Consider the following 17,404-nt stretch of genomic DNA (forward strand, 5'->3'; position numbering starts at 1 on the left):
ATAGCGCTCGAGCGCCAGACACACCGTACCTCGCTGCCCTGCAGCAACCTATCCGCTTGGCCGACTATTGCGCCAACCTGTGCCCGTCTCTTTCTTCTGGAAAGAGACGGGCACTTCTACCGCTGCTGCAGCCCTGATCGCACAAGGCTTTGCGGCATTCCCCCTCGTGACAATCGGCGTGACAAACGCCGATGTCACCAGCAACAGCGCTGTAGATGATGGTGCCGCAGACCAAGGAATGGACTGCACCTGACTGACAGTCAGGCACGCCCCGGTCATCGCAGTGCTGCGTTCACCCGGCTCAGGATCTTCAGGCACTGGTCTCGTCAGCCAGTGCTGCCTCCACCCGCCCACCGGTAACGGTGCTCAGGAGGCCAGATCATGAGATGCCCTTGCTCCCGGACGTAAGGAGCCGCCAGTCCCGCGCTAGAGGACATCCCCACAGGTCGCAGGGGCCTTGATCCCTGATAACACTCAGCATTCTTGGCGGGATGACGTGGGGCGAGGATCGGATAGCGGAAGAGGAGGTGACTGACATGGCATTGGTAGGTAGGCGCGATGGCCGCAATTTCGGCTACGGCAGGCAGTTGAGCTACGCAGGACCTCAGGCGCTGAAAGACATGTTTGGCGGCGGCCACTACGGCACGGTCAAAGCACACTGTGATCGGTGGCAGGCATTCGTGAGGTGGTGCCGCTCCGAACAGGGGCCCGGCATCAATGATGCGCGGCAGATTGATTGTGGGGTATTGGCCGACTATGCGGCGCATCTGCGCGACGTGGTTGGGCGCGGTGACCTAGCCGTCAGCACCGCACAAAACCGGCTATCCAGTGTTAACAGGACAATGGCGGTGAATACCGCACTGGTCGAGTCGTGCGGTGGTCGACCATCGCCACAATGACGGCTGAATTCCGAAAGGCCATGCCTATCATCTGGAGGTTGGCCGAGTGCCTCGGCCATCAAATAATGGCTATTAGCCATTGCTTGATGTATAAACTGCGTACTATTCCTAGCATGCGCATCGACGTTCTGCTGCGCATTACTGCTCAAGCTAGACAACACTTCAAACATTTAAATATGTACAGGTATCCATAAATGAAAATCAAGTGTGGCATCGCACTAATTGCTCTAATTCAATGCACGAACTCAATGGCTGTCGCTGATCTGAATCCACAACTGGATCGCGCGATGAAATTATCCATAGAGACATCCAATGCGATATGTGGGCAAGCACCACTGGCTGGCGAAACCACTAAAACCACGGTCCAAGGCAATATAGACGCCCAGCTCTCAGGACTCGCAAAAAAATTAGCAAAACTGGGAATCTCCCTTTCAGCCGACCATACAAAGGAAGCACACCAAGGTGTCTTGAAAAGCCAAGTCTTAGACGCAATCAAGAGCACGCAGACCTGCAAGCTCGAGGTATTAAAAACCATCACGGCACACCTCTCAAGCATGCAAGATAAAGAAGAAGCGACACATTCACAAACCATTACCAACTCCAAGAACGCCAACAACTTCAACAATGTCAGCAATAGCCCTATCAACATTAGGATGAAATGAATTGAAAGCGTTGACCGCCTCGATATTACTTATCATTTCCCTGCCTGCGCTAAGCGCCGAAAAACAGGAAATAAGAAGCTCCAACTGCGCCAACAATCTCCAGGATATAACCGACTCTCCGATCAATATTTACTGCCAACTCCCGCCATCCACAACTATACAAGATGCCTATCTGATAGCCACCCACCCGACTACGCTAACGCTCGAATCCATGGACTTTTCGAGCACCATTTATGACGGCAATCGTGAATTTCTTGCTGCCACAATAAAAAATGTCTCAGAGCTACCGGCACTGAATACAAAAATAAGCTTGGCCATCGAAATTCCAGGTAGCCCTATAGCAGACTCCAAAGTCATTAAAACCGAAAAAAGTCGCTTTTACGTTGCCGCTGGAGGCAATGGCATCAAGATCAACAAAGGTCAGTCAATTGCACTACCTCTGGTATCGGTGAGGGATATTAATACCTTGATAACTGCCAAATACATACCGGAAGGTTACTGCCTTTACGATGCAAGCGTCACACACTCCAGGCAACTCCAAAACAACAGGACAAACACCCCGCTACGCGAAACGCGCAGCTTAATGCTCAGAGTAAAGGTTGAATACAAAACCATCTTCAAGGAAAAAAACACGAATTACGTCGCTTTTTTCATGAACTATGCAAAAGAAAAACAACCGGGAATGGTCTGGTACTTTAGCAGGAATGAAATCGACAACCTGACTTGCTTGAATACCGGCCGATATTTTTAATATCGACGCTCATCACATTCTTCAACGGCTTTTATGGGTAGCCCCCAAAAACATATTAAATCAATCGCTTACCCTTAAAAAGCCCCTCAGCAGAAGGTATTTCATGCCCGGCCACACACCGAGGTACCCCGCCAGCCAGTACTCCCAGGAAGTGGTGTAACTCACCGTGGCAAAGCTACGAACTCTCGGACGAGGCCCACTGTCATGAGCGACCGCCTGATGCTTGCTGGTGTGCTCTGGTTACTCTGCTTCGGTGCTGCGTGCCGAGATATAGCGGAGTCCTTCGGCCCATGGTCAACGGTATATCAACGGTTTCAGGGCTGGAGAAATCAGAGGACGTTCGTTCAGATATGAAGAAATACGGAGCGAATCGCCCCGGCTTCATAAGACACTGCACCCTCAAAATCTAGCCTCTTTAGACGTCCGCTTCTGGCCGATAGCGGTCTGTTGCGCATCGCTGCCGTCGATTCTCTGTGGCAATCTACGACATCTCTCTCATAGTCTTTGCTACACAGGTGCGCTATATAGCGCGACTCGTGGTGAACACCCGCCAAGCCGGACGTCCTGATGTCAGCCATGCCTCTCAGCAGGAAGGCTTCAACAGCCGTTGGCGAATTGCCGATAGCGTACGATGGTTGTTCTGCTCTCATCCCGGATTTAGGTCCGATAGGCCATCGTTAGCTTCAAGCCTAATTATCATAGGTGAAGCGCGACGACCATGCTGTTCCTCCGGCTACTGATCCGGGTGGACTACTCTATTGAGCGGTCGCACCTCCACTCAACGGCTTTGATACCTCGAGAGCTTCGACGTGAAAGCACGGTCGCGCATACCTGCTACGTAGAGGGTACGCCACCAATTTTTCCAAAACGTTGTGCCTCGATCATTGGTAAACTGCATGTTGATCCTATGCTAGTCGCAGAGTACGGCCTCTTTTCTCTACCCTTTGGCAATTTGAGAGATATCTATGGTGATGTTGACCCGTGTGCACTCTGCCCCAGAGCCAGGGGCACTGAATGTTGTTTTCGTACACGGACTGGGCGGTCACCCACGCGAGACTTGGATGCACAAAGCCACTGATCATACGTCCCTGTGGCCGACCTGGATTGGTGAGGATACGGGCTGCAACGTGTGGATCGCTGGCTACGGCGCGGCGACCTCAAAGTGGGTCGATACGGCTATGCATTTGGCAGACCAAGGGGTGGCATTGGTTTCAGCGCTGCGGGCAGAGGAAAGCCTGAATGGCGCACGCACAGTCCTCGTTGGGCACAGCCTAGGAGGGTTGGTGATTAAGTCTGGAATGACACAGGCGGAATCACTTGGAGACCCGTCTCATGCTCCAGTTCTCAATGCCATTGAAGGTGTCGTTTTCCTTGGTACTCCGCATCAAGGGGCGAACCTAGCCAATCTTGCAGATGTGCTGCGGATCCTTGTTCGGCCCAACCCGCAGGTGGGGAACATGCAGACCGATGACGCTTGGCTCAAAACTCTGAATGGGCAATTTCGCCACCTACAAGCCCGTCGAAAATTCCAAGTCAGCGTATTTTTCGAAACCAAGAAGCTTTTTAAAGGTATTAGAATCCTTGGCATACCTCTGGGTAAAAGCTTCATTATTGTGGACCGCCACAGCAGCGATCCGGGCATTGAAGGAGTGGTACCAACCGGAATCGAAGGCGATCATTTAGAGATTGCCAAACCAAGATCGAGAGCCGTGTTCGCCCACAAGGCGTTAGTAGACATCATCAAGCGAATAGCGCAAAGCGGTGGCCTTCCACCGGGGCAGGGGCTGACGCCACCCTTACCGAACCGAGAGCCGATTCTGCCTTCAGCGGAAGAGATTGCCAGAAAACTCAGTAATGCTTCCATTCAGATGCTCAACTGGCCCAGCACGCTTGCTGACGGCACTTGGCTACAACGCATGGAACTAGAGCCCCTTTCGCTAGATTTGAACGGGGAGGATGAGCACACTTTTTTTATCTTAGGCGAGCCAGGCAGCGGTAAATCCTCGCTACTCGTAAAGATCGCTGAAGAAAAGCGCCAAACTGGATGGTCAGTGTTAGCTATAAAAGCTGACCGTCTTCCTGAAGAGGTTCGTGACCGGCAAGGCCTCAACGGGTACTTGGACCTGGGCGGAGACAGTGTCGCCATTCTCCAAGCAGCGGCGGCTAGTGGGCCTGTTCTGGTTGTAATCGACCAAATTGATGCCCTTGCGGAGCTTATGGTGCAGCAGTCAGCGCGCCTGCGGGTACTACTGGATTTTGTGAACGATCTCGCCTCCATTCCGGGCGTCAGAACGGTTATTTCCTGCCGCACATTCGAGCAGAAGCATGACCCGGCACTGAGAAATCTGAGTGCTCAAATCGTGAATTTGGAGCTGCCCGAATGGAGTGCTGTGCTTCCAGTCCTTCAAGCACAAGGCTTACACGCTGACGTGTGGAATCCGGAGCTTAAACAGATACTTCGATCACCTCATGCGCTGGTCGTGTACTTGTCATTGCTTCGAGAGCATACCGAATTGGGGGCCTTAACCAGTTTTCATGGCTTACAGGAGGCCCAGTGGGAGAAGTACGTTTTAAGCGACCCGACTGATACCAAACGTAAAACGCTAAGGGTGCTTGCTAAGATCATGGCTGAGCGCGAGGTACTCGGCTTACCGCTCGCGATCGTAGAAGAGCATTACATGGCAATTAAGCAGTTGAGCGCAATTGGGTTGCTGCGTATCGACGCTGGCCGCGTAGAATTCAGACACCAGACTCTTTATGAGTTCGTGCGCGCCAGAATGTTTTTGGAAGAAAGTGGCAGTCTGACGGACACGGTTGTGCAAAACCAAAACACCCTGCGCATTCGCCCACAGGTATGGCACGCCCTGAGTTACTTCCGAAGCGCCGCGCCGTTGGACTACGAAAAAGAACTCGAGAAACTCTGGGCGGCTGAGCTGCGCCCGCACCTGAGAATGTTGCTGATCGAGTTTCTGGGTAAGCAAACCGCGTTGCTCAGTAAAGAACGTACGCTTGTCGAAACGTGCATCGAGGATACTTGGCTGTTTCCCAGGTTTATAAGCGCGATGGTGGGCAGCCCGGGATGGTTTGACGCGCTGACTACGTCTGCGATTCCTAAATGGATGGCGCAAGGCGAGGTCAGAGCGCAAGCCTTGGTTCCTTTGCTGAACCAAGCGCTTCAGTTTAACGCGTCAGCAGTTGTCAGTCTCATCCACCGCTTCTGGCTCCCTGATCCTCAGTTAGACAGTTTAAGTTGGCAGGTACTCGCTTGGAATGACGTATCGCCTACGCCAGGGCTCTGGCTCGATGGTTTGACGACCATTGCTAGTCGCTCGCCACTCTCGGAGTGGGCGATCGCCAGCACAACCAATCTGGTCAGCATAGATCACCCCAATGAAGCTCCAAAATTGCTAGGGGCGTGGTTGAACAGAGCCATCGAGCAAGCGAAATCTATCGAAGGCCCACCTTCGGGTACATCGACTGTCGAGAAAATGGTCGATGGGATCAGAAATATCATTCAAAACCATCACCTTCATGAGATAGAAGCAGTTGCGGAAGCTGCACCCCAACGCTTTTGCGAAGAAATTTGGCCTCTGTTAGTTGAGTGCTTTCAGGTTACTTCGTCGAGGGCGCCCGGCTCGGGCGGCGGGTATCGTGACAGCCAGGGGTTATCAATTCGTCATATGGGTGAGGGCGTCTCGCACTGCCCTCCGCTATTAGGCTCGATTTTTTTGGCATTAAAAGAATGGGCCACGCTGGATGCTGTCAGTTTTCTTGATTTTGCTGACTCCTATACCTCTTCGGAAAGTTTGCTAGTTCATCGTCTCCTGAGCCTCGGACGGGCTGTGGCAGGACGAACGTGGCCCACGCGCATCTTGCAATACATCAGCGACGATCCACGACGCTTGATGCTAGGGCCATATTCCGATGTGCATCAAGACAGTATTGCCCTCATCCAAACAATAGCTCCCCGATTAGATGATCAGCACTACCTACGCCTTGAAGAAATGCTCAAACACTGGTCTATGCCAGTGATTGGCGCAATTTCGGAGCCGGTATCGATCCGCCAGCGGCGGACTATTTGGAACCGACAGCACCGTCTAAGGCTGTTTCGAGCACTACCCGCGCAGCGGCTCACGCCTGCGATTCAAAAAACGATCGAAGAAGAAAATCGGGCATTTCCTAGTCAAAACCCTCGGGAAGTCACCTTCGGTGAGCCCCAATGGATAGGCAGTCCTGTTACTGCAGAACAGATGGCGAAAGCTTCCGACGAAGATGTTTTTGGTATATTCGCGGAGCTAACGGACGAATGCGGCTGGGATCATCCTCGCCATCAGATGCAAGGGGGGGCGATTCAGGCTGGCCGTGAACTGGGGCGACTGGCGCATATAGATTTGCCGAAGACGCTCAGGATCCTCCGTTCACTGAAACCTGCGGTCAATGAAATTCCGGCTGCCTGTATTTTGCGTGAGCTTACGTCGGCAAAATTTCCGGCTGCTGAATTGCACGCCCTCGTCCTTGAGTTAGCGGAAAAAGGATTCTCCAGTCCAGGCTTCAGGAGCGACGCGGCTCTCGCCATAGAATCGAGCGTAACCGAAGATCAGTCGATACCAGAGGCTCTGATTGCAATGCTGGAGAAGTGGCTAACCGCTGCTTCTTCAGTACATGATCCCGAGCCAGAGGATCCGCCAAAGCCAAACCGCTCCTCGGTACTCTGGGGGGGAGGCTTATCGATGGTAATCCCCGAAGGGAATTATCCGGTGCTATCTGCATTAACAGCGGCCTGCCTAGTCCCCTCCACCAAAGAAATCGATCGGTGGCTGGATATTCTTGAAAAGCATGCGCAGCGAAGCGAAGTACCAAAGGTTTGGGAAATGCTGCTGCAGTCAGAGCTCACAAACCTTGGATTGTGTGATCACCTAAGAGCGGAAAGCCTTGTAGAAACTGTTGTTTCAAAGCTACCCACGCTGCTATGCACAGACGGCTGGATCCGCTTCCTCGCCATGACCAATCGTTGGGCGTCTTCTGCAACCGTGCAGCGATGGATAGAGCTTACCGTCGGTCCAGATCGACACCGACAAGGAGCAGGCGAACTGATTGCCTTGAGACACGCCAGATTTCCGGCTGAACGCTGGTCCCGTGATATGGCGTATGCCCTAGCGGAAGGTGACGGTGAAGCCTCTGTAGGCCTGGCCCACAGCGTGGCGCGGCTCTGGGCCGAGCCCATTACTCGACCTGCCGTACAGCCGCTCGTGGTGAAAATCATCGCACGTGGAGAGCCGGAAGTTTTGACCGCTCTTTCAGCTATTTTTACCGGCGATGCGTTCTTACCTGATGCCGAAACTTTCGAAGTACTAGATGCCTTCGTTGAACATCCACATATCTTGCATACTGGACCTGCAGACATGCTGCCCGAGCAGCTCGCGAAACTCGTCACGCGGGAGCCGCGGAGAATATTTCTGGTGGCGAATGCGATGCTGGATGCCGCCGCGTCAAAGATGGGCAACATTGCTACATCCTGGTATCTCAGTACGGAGTGGATCGTTGATATAGCATTGAAGCTGCAGGACCTAGACGACTCAGCACGTTCACTGGGTGCGCTGCTTTTCGAACGTATGCTCGAGTTCAACATTCCTCAGGCGAGGGAAATGTCGATCTGCCTTGATAAAAGAACCCCGGCCAGCAGGGCGCCCCAACCCCAAAGGAGGCGGCCTAGGTCTCGCGGGAAGCAAAAATGAATGAAAACTTGACTGTTGCCTCCTGCGGGAGCCTGATTTCGCGCATCCTCAGCTCCGTACGCACCATATCGACCCGTGCTCAAGGATAGCTTTGGGTCGTAGCTGCCTTTCCCCTGATGAGCCTGAGCCTCGACTTGGCGAATTGATAGCCGTTTTCCATCATCCAGTCATGCCTTACTCGCAGTGGTCGGGATCCTGAAAATAGGCTGGGGATAATTTTAGAGATAAAGAGTTGTACTCTTAAGAATAATCCCCATTGAATTCAGACCCTTTCGTGTTGGTACGATTCCTGTCTCCGCCACAGTTAGTCCATTACAGATGTGCTCGCCTTCGGCCCCACCGCCAAACGACAAAATCACCATTTTCCGCACAATCCAGCACTATCGACGCCTTTCCTCTAAAAATCAGAGACGTTTCCTACAGCTTTAAACCTTGTCCCATCCAAGCCGCAAGGATAAATTGCCTAAGTCGCGGCAAATTCCGTGACCGGGCGTAGGAACCCGTTGGTAAACTTGGCGCACGCACTAGGCGCCCCCTGCACCACAGCTGGCGCTTTTTTTGTGCCTGCCGTGCTCTGTAATGGCGGCTGTGTGTGGGCAGGCTTCGGCCTGGCCGGGTTTCCCAAGTTCCCCGGTATTCCTACCCCATACACAGCTGCCACCCAATCCCGTAGGAAGGATCGTGGTAGCTCCAACCAAAACTTGGAGTCTCATGCATGCCCACCAAAAATCCGATAAGGATCCTCGCATCCGCTCTCCGCCGCCGCCCCAAACCGGCCCACACCCCTCCAACCTTCTACCCCATCCACACCCAACCCACCCCCGCACCCAAGCAGGTGCCCCATGACTGACCAAGAACGCCTCTCCAACCTGCAAAGCTACGCCTGGACCCTCGAACTCCTCGGCGAAGCGCTGGTCCAGCACGACGAAATGCTGGAATGCGAACACAACCCACGCCTGAGCTTCCGCAACACCGCTGGCATCCACCAGGCCATCCGGATCATCAGCCGCCTGGCCAGTGAGCAATGCGGAAAAGTCCTCCAGCAGAGCGACACCGGCACACACCCTCCAACCGAGTAAAAACCACCACCGTGCTGGCTCGGCCAAACCCAGGCGACACCGACCGAAGCCAGCATGTGCCCAAGCCCCATTGCGCGCCGCCTCACCCCACCAGCGCCCCCGCCCGATAATTGTGTTCGATCACCGCACAAAGCCCACCAACCCGAGGTAAACACTGCGCGCTTCCTGCCGATCGTACGAGCAGTCCACCAGCCTCCGGTAACCTGCCATGTCCGTACGCAGTCTCAACATCGCCACTCGCTCCTACCTGAGTTTCAGCCTGATCGCCGTGTTGGTGGTCTTCCTGGGCCTGTTCTCCATCAACAAAATCTCTTCCATGCGCGAAGCGGTGGTGTACACCGAGCAGGTCACCAACGCCGGCACGCGCTACCTGGGCGAGATCCGCAGCCACATGCTGGGCCTGCGGGTCATCACCATGCGCATGACCCTGGCCCGTGCCCCGGCGCAGTTGGCACCGACGCTGGCGCGGCTGGAGGAGTTGAAGGGGCTGCTGGACGCCGGGATGAAGGACTTCGGCGCCGTGGCGCCGCCCTCGGCGCAACCTGCTTTCGTGGAAATGCAGCAACTGATCGGCAAGTACCGTGTGCTCATCGACCAGTACAAACTGCTGTCCGACCAGAACCAGGTACCGCAGATGCAGGCCATGCTCAGCGGTGAGATGCAGGACATTTCCAACCGTATCGGCGAGCTCTACGACACGCTGGTGAAATCCAGCCGCGATGTCGCTGCGCGCTACACCGCCGATGCCAGCGCCGAATACCAGCGCGCGCTGTACCTCACCTACTCGATTCTGGGGTTGGTGGTGGTGCTGACGGTTGGCCTGGCCTGGCTGCTGACCCGCAGCATCGTCAGCCCGCTGCGCGAGGCCATCGACGTGGCCCAGGGCATCGCCGGTGGCAACCTGGCCCGGGTGGTGCGCACCGATGGCCGTGACGAAGCGACGCAATTGATGACGGCGCTGGCGGCGATGCAGGACAGCCTCAAGGATGCCCTGCGTCTGATCGCCGACTCGTCCCAGCAACTGGCGGCGGCCAGTGAGCAGATGTCGGCCATCACCCGGCAGACGTCCAGCGACCTCAATCGCCAGAGCGACGAGATCCAGCTGGCGGCCACGGCGGTGACCGAGATGAGCGCCGCGGCGGAGGAGGTCGCGCACAACACCGTCAGCACCTCCGAGGTGTCGCGCCAGTCCGAAGACGCCGCGCGCCTGGGCCGCGAGCGGGTAGGGCAGGTCATCAGTTCGATCGACAAGATGAACGAAAATGTCGGCGAGGCCTGCCGCCAGATCGGCGAGCTGTCCGAACAGTCCCAGGAGGTGGGCAAGGTGCTGGACGTGATCGGGGCCATTGCCGGGCAAACCAACCTGTTGGCGCTCAACGCCGCCATCGAGGCGGCGCGGGCGGGCGAGGCCGGGCGTGGTTTCGCGGTGGTGGCTGACGAAGTGCGGGCGCTGGCGGCGCGTACCCAAAGCTCGACGCTGGAAATCGAAGAAATGGTCAACGCCATCCGCAATGGCACCGCCCGTGTGGTGACCTCGATGCAGAGCAACAGCCAGCAGGTGCGCGAAACCCTGGAAGTGGCCGAGCTGGCCGGGCAGGCCCTGGATGAGATCACCTCGGGCGCAAGCACCATCCACGAGCGCAACCTGGTGGTGGCCAGCGCCACTGAAGAGCAGGTGCAGGTCGCGCGCGAGATCGATCGCAATCTGCTGAACATCCGTGACCTGTCGCTGCAAACCTCCGACGGCGCCAGTCAGATCAGCAGCGCCAGCCAGGAGCTGGCCAGCCTGTCGATTGGCTTGAACGACATGATGAAGCGCTTCCGCTTCTGATAGCCCTTGGGGGTTGTGCTTTGCATATGGAAATCCGTATATTCGATTATCCATATGTAAAAGGCAGCCCCCATGATCGCACCCACCGAGGTTTTCAAAAGCCTGGCCGATGAGACCCGCGCCCGCGCCACCTTGCTGATCGCCAGCCTCGGCGAGCTGTGCGTCTGCGAGCTGATGTGCGCCTTGAGCGACAGCCAACCCAAGATCAGCCGCCACCTGGCGCAACTGCGCAGCAGTGGTCTGTTGCTGGATCGTCGCCAGGGCCAGTGGGTGTATTACCGCCTCAACCCGCAACTGCCCGCCTGGGTGCACGAGATGCTGCAGGTTACGCTCAAGGCCAACGCCGCGTGGCTGCAGGACAACACCTCGCGCCTGCAGAACATGAATGACCGCCCCGTGCGCGCCAGCGCTTGCTGCTGAACTTCGAGGTCGCTCCCATGCTGGTTGCTGCTGCTGTCTTCATCTTCACCCTCATTTTGGTCATCTGGCAGCCCAGAGGCCTCGGCGTAGGCTGGAGCGCGGCCCTGGGGGCGATCATCGCCCTGGCGGTCGGCGCGGTATCGCTGCACGACATTCCTGCGGTCTGGGCCATTGTGTGGAACGCCACGGCGACGTTCATCGCGATCATCGTCATCAGCCTGCTGCTGGATGAGGCCGGTTTCTTCGAGTGGGCGGCGCTGCATGTGGCGCGCTGGGCCGGTGGCGATGGGCGCCGGTTGTTCGCCTTCATCGTGCTGCTGGGGGCGGCGGTGTCGGCGTTGTTCGCCAACGATGGTGCGGCGCTGATTCTTACGCCCATCGTCATGTCGATGCTGCTGGCCCTGCGTTTTTCGCCGGCTGCGACCCTGGCCTTCGTCATGGCCGCGGGCTTCATCGCCGACACGGCGAGCTTGCCGCTGGTGGTGTCCAACCTGGTCAACATCGTTTCGGCGGACTACTTCGGGCTGGGCTTTGCCGAGTATGCGTCGGTGATGGTGCCGGTGAACCTGGCCAGCGTGGCCGCCACGCTGCTGGTGCTGTTCCTGTTCTTCCGCCGCGACCTGCCGGTGCAGTATTCGCTGGCGGCGCTCAAAGCGCCGAAGGCCGCTATCCATGACCGTGCCACCTTCATCGTCGGTGGCTGGATGCTGCTGGTGCTGTTGGCGGGCCTGTTCGTGCTCGAACCCTTGGGCGTGCCGGTCAGTGCGGTGGCGGCGGTGTGTGCGGCGATTCTGTTCGCGGTGGCTGCCCGTGGTCACCGAATTTCCACCCGCCGTGTGCTGCGCGAGGCGCCCTGGCAGGTGGTGATTTTCTCCCTGGGCATGTACCTGGTGGTGTATGGGCTCAAGAACGCCGGCCTCACCGACTTTCTCAGCATGCTGCTCGAACGGCTGGCCGGGCAGGGGCTGTGGAGTGCGGCCATCGGTACGGGTTTGCTCTCGGCCTTGCTGTCGTCGGTGATGAACAACATGCCCAGCGTGCTGGTCGGCGCGCTGTCGATCCATGCCAGTGGGGTGGAGGGGCTGGTGCGCGAGGCGATGATCTACGCCAACGTCATCGGCTGTGACCTGGGCCCGAAAATCACCCCCATCGGCAGCCTGGCCACGCTGCTGTGGCTGCATGTACTGGAGCGCAAGGGTATGCGCATCACCTGGGGTTACTACTTCAAGGTCGGCATCCTGCTGACGGTGCCGGTGCTGTTGATCACCCTGTCGGCCCTGGCCCTGCGCCTGAGCCTCTGAAGCCTGTTACCACGTAGAGGAGCGACCGATGCCGCCGCTGCCCACGCACGCTGGACCGCGTTGGCCTGCTCCAGGAGGACCTATGTCTGAGCAACTCCCCAATCTGGACCTTTCCCTGTTCGAGGCGCCGCCTGCCGAAACCCGCGTTAGCGACCACAAGCCGCGTATCTTGATGCTTTATGGGTCGACCCGCGAACGTTCCTTCAGCCGCCTGCTGGTCGAAGAAGCGGCGCGCCTGCTGGAGCATTTCGGTGCCGAGGTGCGGGTCTTCAACCCTTCTGGCCTGCCCCTGCCAGACGATGCGCCGGTCGAGCATCCCAAGGTGCAGGAGCTGCGTGAGCTGGTGCTGTGGTCGGAGGGGCAGGTGTGGTGCTCGCCAGAGCGTCATGGCGCGATGTCGGCCGTGTTCAAGGCGCAGATCGACTGGATTCCCCTCGCCCTTGGGGCCGTGCGTCCCACCCAGGGCAAGACCTTGGCCGTGATGCAGGTGTGCGGCGGCTCGCAGTCGTTCAATGTGGTCAACCAGCTGCGGGTGCTGGGCCGCTGGATGCGCATGTTCACCATCCCCAACCAGTCATCGGTGCCCAAGGCGTATCTAGAGTTCGACGATGCGGGCCGCATGAAGCCTTCGCCTTATTACGACCGTGTCGTGGACGTGATGGAGGAGTTGGTGAAGTTCACCGTGCTGCTGCGCGACCGTGCGGCGTTTCTGGTCGATCGTTATTCCGAGCGTAAGGAAAGCGCCGAACAGCTTTCTGCGCGCGTGAACCAGCGTTCGATCTGATCGCGCGTTCGGCGCCCCTGGGGGGTGGAGTGTCCGGTGGCTAGCGCTGATAAGCCCTGCCATAGTGGCGCTCCAGCCGCGCCTGTACCAGTTCGAGCAGGATCGACAGCAGCCAGTAGATCACCGCCGCCGTGGTCAGCATCTCCAGATACCGATAGCTCGACCGCCCATACGACTGCGCCAGGAACATCACCTCCCACACCCCCATCACCGATATCAGCGATGAATCCTTGAGCATTGAGATGAACTGGTTGGCGCTGGGCGGAATGATCACCCGCATGGCCTGGGGCAGGACGATGTGCCAGAAGATCTGCCGTGGGCGCATGCCCAGCGCCAGCGCCGCTTCACGTTGCCCTCGGGCGACGCCGAGGATGCCGGCGCGGAAGATTTCGCTCAGGTAGGCGCCGTAGTTCAGCGACAAGGCGATGATGCCGGCACTGATGGCGCCCGGCACCAAGCCCAGCTGTGGCAGCCCCAGGTAGATCAGCAGAATCTGGATCAACAGCGGTGTGCCGCGGAAGAACGAGGTATAGAAGCTGGCGACACCCACCAGCACTGCGCTGTTCGACAAGCGGGCCAGGGCGGCGGCAAAGCCGAACAGCACCGACACCACCATCGAGCACAGGCACAGGAACAAGGTCAGTGCCGCGCCTTGCAGAAAGCCGTTGGGCCCCAGCCTGAAACCGGCGAGGTTCGGAAACTTCTCCAGGATGATCGAGAATTTCAGGTCGAAGCTGAGGAAAAACGCGACGAACAGGCCGAACAGCGCCAGCCAGGTCAGCAGTAACCGTGTGCGAAAGCCGAACAGGCCGGCGCCCGTGGCCTTCACCACGGGCTTGGGGGAGGGAGGGAAGGTGCTCATTTGCTGATGTCGGCGCCAATCCATTTTTGCGACAGCTTGGCCAGGGTGCCATCAGCCTTCAGTTCGGCAAACACCTGGCGCACCTTGGCATCCCACTCGGGGTCGCCTTTCTCGATGGCCACCGAGTTCGGCTCTTCGTACAGCGGGGCGCCGGCCAGCTTGAAGCGTTTGTCCTGATCCAGGCGCGGCTGCGCTGTCACCAGGTTGGTGAGGATGGCATCCAGACGCACGCCAGCGCCCAGGCCCAAATCCTGGAAGGCAACGTTGTCGGTGTCGTACGGCGCGATCTGCACGAAGTCGAAGGGGTATTCGATCTTCTTGTCTTCGTTGCCTTCGATCACCAGGTTCTTGTTCAGGTAGCTCTCGTAGCTCGATGCACTGGTCAGGCCTACCTTGCGGCCGTCCAGGTCCTTCGCGCCATGGATCCGGTCATCCTTGGCGTTGACCATGATCACCGCCGGCGATGCGTAGTACTCCACCGGGAAGTCGAACACCTCGGCGCGGGCCTTGCTCGGCGTCATCGAGCAGATGCAGATGTCGTAGCGGCCGCTCCAGCGGCCCGCGGCGATCACGTCCCACGAAGGGGTTTCCAGGCGCAGCTTGACGCCCAGTTTGTCTGCCACGGCCTTGGCGACATCCACGTCGAAACCGTCCAGTTGGTTCTGGTCGTTGAGGAAAGAAAACGGCGGGTAGCTCTCCATCAGCACGTTGACCAGTTCCTTGCGCGATTCGACCCGCTCCAGCGTGGCGCCGGCCAAGGCCTGGGAAGCAGTCGCGAGCAGCACGAGGCCCGCACCGAGCAGAGTAGAAAATCGCATGTACATACCTGAAATGTTGGACAAAGGAGATAAAGGGTATTTAATAGTTATAAATGTTCCTCTCATAATGAATTTTATTCATAAGAACCTTCAGAGTAGTTATATGAAACAGCGAGCGATGGTGATTCTGGACGGTGGCATGGGCCGTGAACTGCAGCGCAGTGGCGCGCCGTTTCGCCAGCCGGAGTGGTCGGCGCTGGCGCTGAGCGAGGCGCCCGAAGCGGTGGTGGGCGTGCACGCAGCGTTCATTGCCGCAGGGGCCCAGGTCATCACCAGCAACAGTTATGCGGTGGTGCCGTTCCACATCGGCGAGGAGCGTTTTGCCAAGGAAGGCCGCCAGCTGGCCACGATCGCCGGCCAGCTGGCACGTCACGCCGCCGATACAGGGGCGCATCCGGTCAAGGTGGCCGGTTCGCTGCCGCCGCTGTTCGGCTCGTATCGCCCAGACCTGTTCCAGCCCGAGCGAGTAGAGGAAGTGCTGTCCCCGCTGCTGCAGGGCCTGGCCCCGCATGTCGACCTGTGGCTGGCGGAAACCCAAAGCTCGGTTGCCGAAGTGCGGGCCATCCATGCCCACCTGCCGGAAGACGGCAAGCCGTTCTGGGTCTCGTTCACCTTGCAGGACGAAGAAGTCGACGACGTCCCGCGCCTGCGTTCCGGCGAGCCGGTGGCCGATGCCATCGAAGCCGTGGTTGGCCTGGGGGCCGACGCGGTGCTGTTCAACTGCAGCCAGCCTGAGGTGATTGGCGCGGCGGTGGATGTCGCGCGCTCGGTGATCGAGCGACACACTGCCGATATCGTCATTGGCGCCTATGCCAATGCCTTCCCGCCGCAGCCGAAGGAAGCCACCGCCAACGACGGCCTCGATGAACTGCGCGAAGACCTTGACCCGCCCGGCTACCTGGCCTGGGCCAATGACTGGCGCAAGCGCGGTGCGAGCATGATCGGTGGCTGCTGTGGCATCGGCCCGGAGCACATCGCCGAGCTGAAACGCCATCTGGCCTGAAGCTGAAAAGGGCGGGCGGCTGCTGTACAGGCAACGTACGCCCGCACTCGGCCATCGGGGCGCGGATCGCTGAGGCCCGGGTGTCCAGGCATCGGTTTGCCTGGAGGCTTTCGTGGATTGCCCGCTGCCTGGCGGGAGGGCGGTGCCACACCGGCAGTGGCCTGAGTTGGCGTCGAGCTGGGCTCACCGCACCAGCCGTGGCACGGCCCTGACGTAGATCAGCTCGCTCACCAGTTCCACCAGGGTCTGCATGATCACGGCAGCCGCTGCCAATGCGCGTATTTCCTCGGGCAGCGCCAATGCCAGAGGCAGCACCACCAGCGAGTTGCGGGTCGATGCGCTGAAGGTCACCGAGCGCGCCTCGGCCACTGGCAAGCGGAACAGTCGCGCAGACACCAAGCCGAGGGCCGGCGCCAGCAGCATGAAGCCGATATACACCGGAATCACCGGCAACAGGCTGTCGAAGTCGCGCATCACCACCGTGATCTGCGAAGCGATCACCACCAGCAGTACCAACGCCATCGCCGGCACCGGCATCCACGCCCAGGCGTCGTTCCATGTCGCCACGGCACGGGAGCGACGGGCGCCGATGCTGGTGAGCACGGCGAGTACCATCGGCAGCACGATCAGCAGTACGAAGGCTTCGATGAACGGGGCGATGGCGATCGTCACCCGTGCGCCAGCACCGAGCATCAACGCCAGGTAAACCGGCAGCAGCACCAGTTGTAACAGCAGCAGGAGGGGGGTGGCGGTCAGGGTCAGGCGCGAATCGCCCTGGCCAATGTGGGTGAACACCACGACGTAGTCGATGCAGGGGGTGAGCAGCACCAGCAGGGCGCCGACAAGAATTGCCGGATGCTCGACCAACCCCCGGGTAGTCGCCCAGACCAGCAGTGGGACGAAAACGAAGTTGGCGAGCAGCAGCGCGGCCATGAAGCGGCGGTTGCCCAGGCCCTGGCGCAGGTCGAGGAAGGGGATTTGCAGGAACATCGCATACATCAATACCGCAATGGCCGGGGTAACCAGCGCTTGCAGAGGGTGAGCGGTGTCGGGGGCCAGCAGGCCGAAGGTGAGGGCGACGGCGACGGTGGCGAAGTAGATCGGAATCTGCTGGGTTTCGAGTTGCTCTCTGGTCAAGGCGAGGTCCTGTGATCGCGGGTACGCAAGGCGTGGCTATTGTGCGGGTCTGGCCGCTGGCAAGCCAGCGCCCGCAGGTGACATGCCGCCTGTTGGCGCCGGCTTGCCGGCGATGAGCACAC

12 protein-coding genes and 2 pseudogenes are annotated in these 17,404 nt (G+C 58.5%); 11 read left to right on the plus strand and 3 right to left on the minus strand.

The window, feature by feature from the left end:
* Positions 1-536 precede the first annotated feature (536 nt).
* The 10 genes and pseudogenes from C4Q26_RS15605 to arsH all read left to right on the plus strand — a co-directional run.
* Positions 537-848 (plus strand): annotated as a pseudogene (locus tag C4Q26_RS15605) (integrase); the annotation flags it as partial.
* Between the two features lie 245 nt (positions 849-1,093).
* On the plus strand, positions 1,094-1,561 hold the full coding sequence (locus tag C4Q26_RS15615) for a hypothetical protein (protein ID WP_104883276.1): 468 nt from the start codon (positions 1,094-1,096) through the stop codon (positions 1,559-1,561).
* A gap of 1 nt (position 1,562) precedes the next feature.
* Positions 1,563-2,312 carry a hypothetical protein gene (locus tag C4Q26_RS15620; protein WP_104883277.1) on the plus strand — a complete coding sequence of 250 codons (750 nt, stop codon included), beginning with the start codon at positions 1,563-1,565 and terminating at the stop codon, positions 2,310-2,312.
* A gap of 210 nt (positions 2,313-2,522) precedes the next feature.
* Positions 2,523-2,663 (plus strand): annotated as a pseudogene (locus C4Q26_RS15625) (transposase); the annotation flags it as partial.
* Positions 2,664-3,373: 710 nt separating this feature from the next.
* Positions 3,374-8,047, plus strand: a complete 4,674-nt coding sequence (locus C4Q26_RS15630) for an AAA family ATPase (RefSeq protein WP_256583270.1) — start codon at positions 3,374-3,376, stop codon at positions 8,045-8,047.
* Between the two features lie 842 nt (positions 8,048-8,889).
* On the plus strand, positions 8,890-9,126 hold the full coding sequence (locus tag C4Q26_RS15640) for a hypothetical protein (RefSeq protein ID WP_023382422.1): 237 nt from the start codon (positions 8,890-8,892) through the stop codon (positions 9,124-9,126).
* A gap of 208 nt (positions 9,127-9,334) precedes the next feature.
* Positions 9,335-10,957, plus strand: a complete 1,623-nt coding sequence (locus C4Q26_RS15645; RefSeq protein WP_027907651.1) for a methyl-accepting chemotaxis protein — start codon at positions 9,335-9,337, stop codon at positions 10,955-10,957.
* A gap of 72 nt (positions 10,958-11,029) precedes the next feature.
* Positions 11,030-11,377: a metalloregulator ArsR/SmtB family transcription factor gene (locus tag C4Q26_RS15650; RefSeq protein ID WP_104883281.1), complete on the plus strand. Its 348-nt coding sequence runs from the start codon at positions 11,030-11,032 to the stop codon at positions 11,375-11,377.
* Between the two features lie 17 nt (positions 11,378-11,394).
* Positions 11,395-12,678 carry an arsenic transporter gene (locus tag C4Q26_RS15655; protein WP_023382419.1) on the plus strand — a complete coding sequence of 428 codons (1,284 nt, stop codon included), beginning with the start codon at positions 11,395-11,397 and terminating at the stop codon, positions 12,676-12,678.
* Positions 12,679-12,760: 82 nt separating this feature from the next.
* Positions 12,761-13,462, plus strand: a complete 702-nt coding sequence (gene arsH, locus C4Q26_RS15660) for an arsenical resistance protein ArsH (RefSeq protein ID WP_023382418.1) — start codon at positions 12,761-12,763, stop codon at positions 13,460-13,462.
* A gap of 40 nt (positions 13,463-13,502) precedes the next feature.
* Here the strand turns inward: arsH and C4Q26_RS15665 are convergent, their stop codons facing one another.
* Together C4Q26_RS15665 and C4Q26_RS15670 are read right to left on the minus strand one after the other, a co-directional pair.
* The gene (locus C4Q26_RS15665; protein ID WP_023382417.1) at positions 13,503-14,324 is read right to left on the minus strand and encodes an amino acid ABC transporter permease; all 822 of its coding nucleotides are present in this window, start codon (positions 14,322-14,324) and stop codon (positions 13,503-13,505) included.
* Positions 14,321-15,142, minus strand: a complete 822-nt coding sequence (locus C4Q26_RS15670) for an ABC transporter substrate-binding protein (RefSeq protein WP_104883282.1) — start codon at positions 15,140-15,142, stop codon at positions 14,321-14,323. Before C4Q26_RS15670 ends, C4Q26_RS15665 begins: the two co-directional genes overlap by 4 nt.
* 118 nt (positions 15,143-15,260) lie before the next feature.
* Here C4Q26_RS15670 and C4Q26_RS15675 point away from each other — a divergent pair, with 118 nt between their 5' ends.
* The gene (locus C4Q26_RS15675) at positions 15,261-16,145 is read left to right on the plus strand and encodes a homocysteine S-methyltransferase family protein (RefSeq protein WP_177325269.1); all 885 of its coding nucleotides are present in this window, start codon (positions 15,261-15,263) and stop codon (positions 16,143-16,145) included.
* A 183-nt stretch (positions 16,146-16,328) separates the two neighbouring features.
* Here the strand turns inward: C4Q26_RS15675 and C4Q26_RS15680 are convergent, their stop codons facing one another.
* Entirely contained in the window at positions 16,329-17,282 is a 954-nt protein-coding gene (locus C4Q26_RS15680; RefSeq protein WP_104883283.1) for an arsenic resistance protein, read from the minus strand.
* Between the last annotated feature and the right edge of the window lie 122 nt (positions 17,283-17,404).

Source organism: Pseudomonas sp. SWI44, from assembly GCF_002947915.1.
In the GTDB taxonomy this organism is placed as follows: domain Bacteria; phylum Pseudomonadota; class Gammaproteobacteria; order Pseudomonadales; family Pseudomonadaceae; genus Aquipseudomonas; species Aquipseudomonas taiwanensis.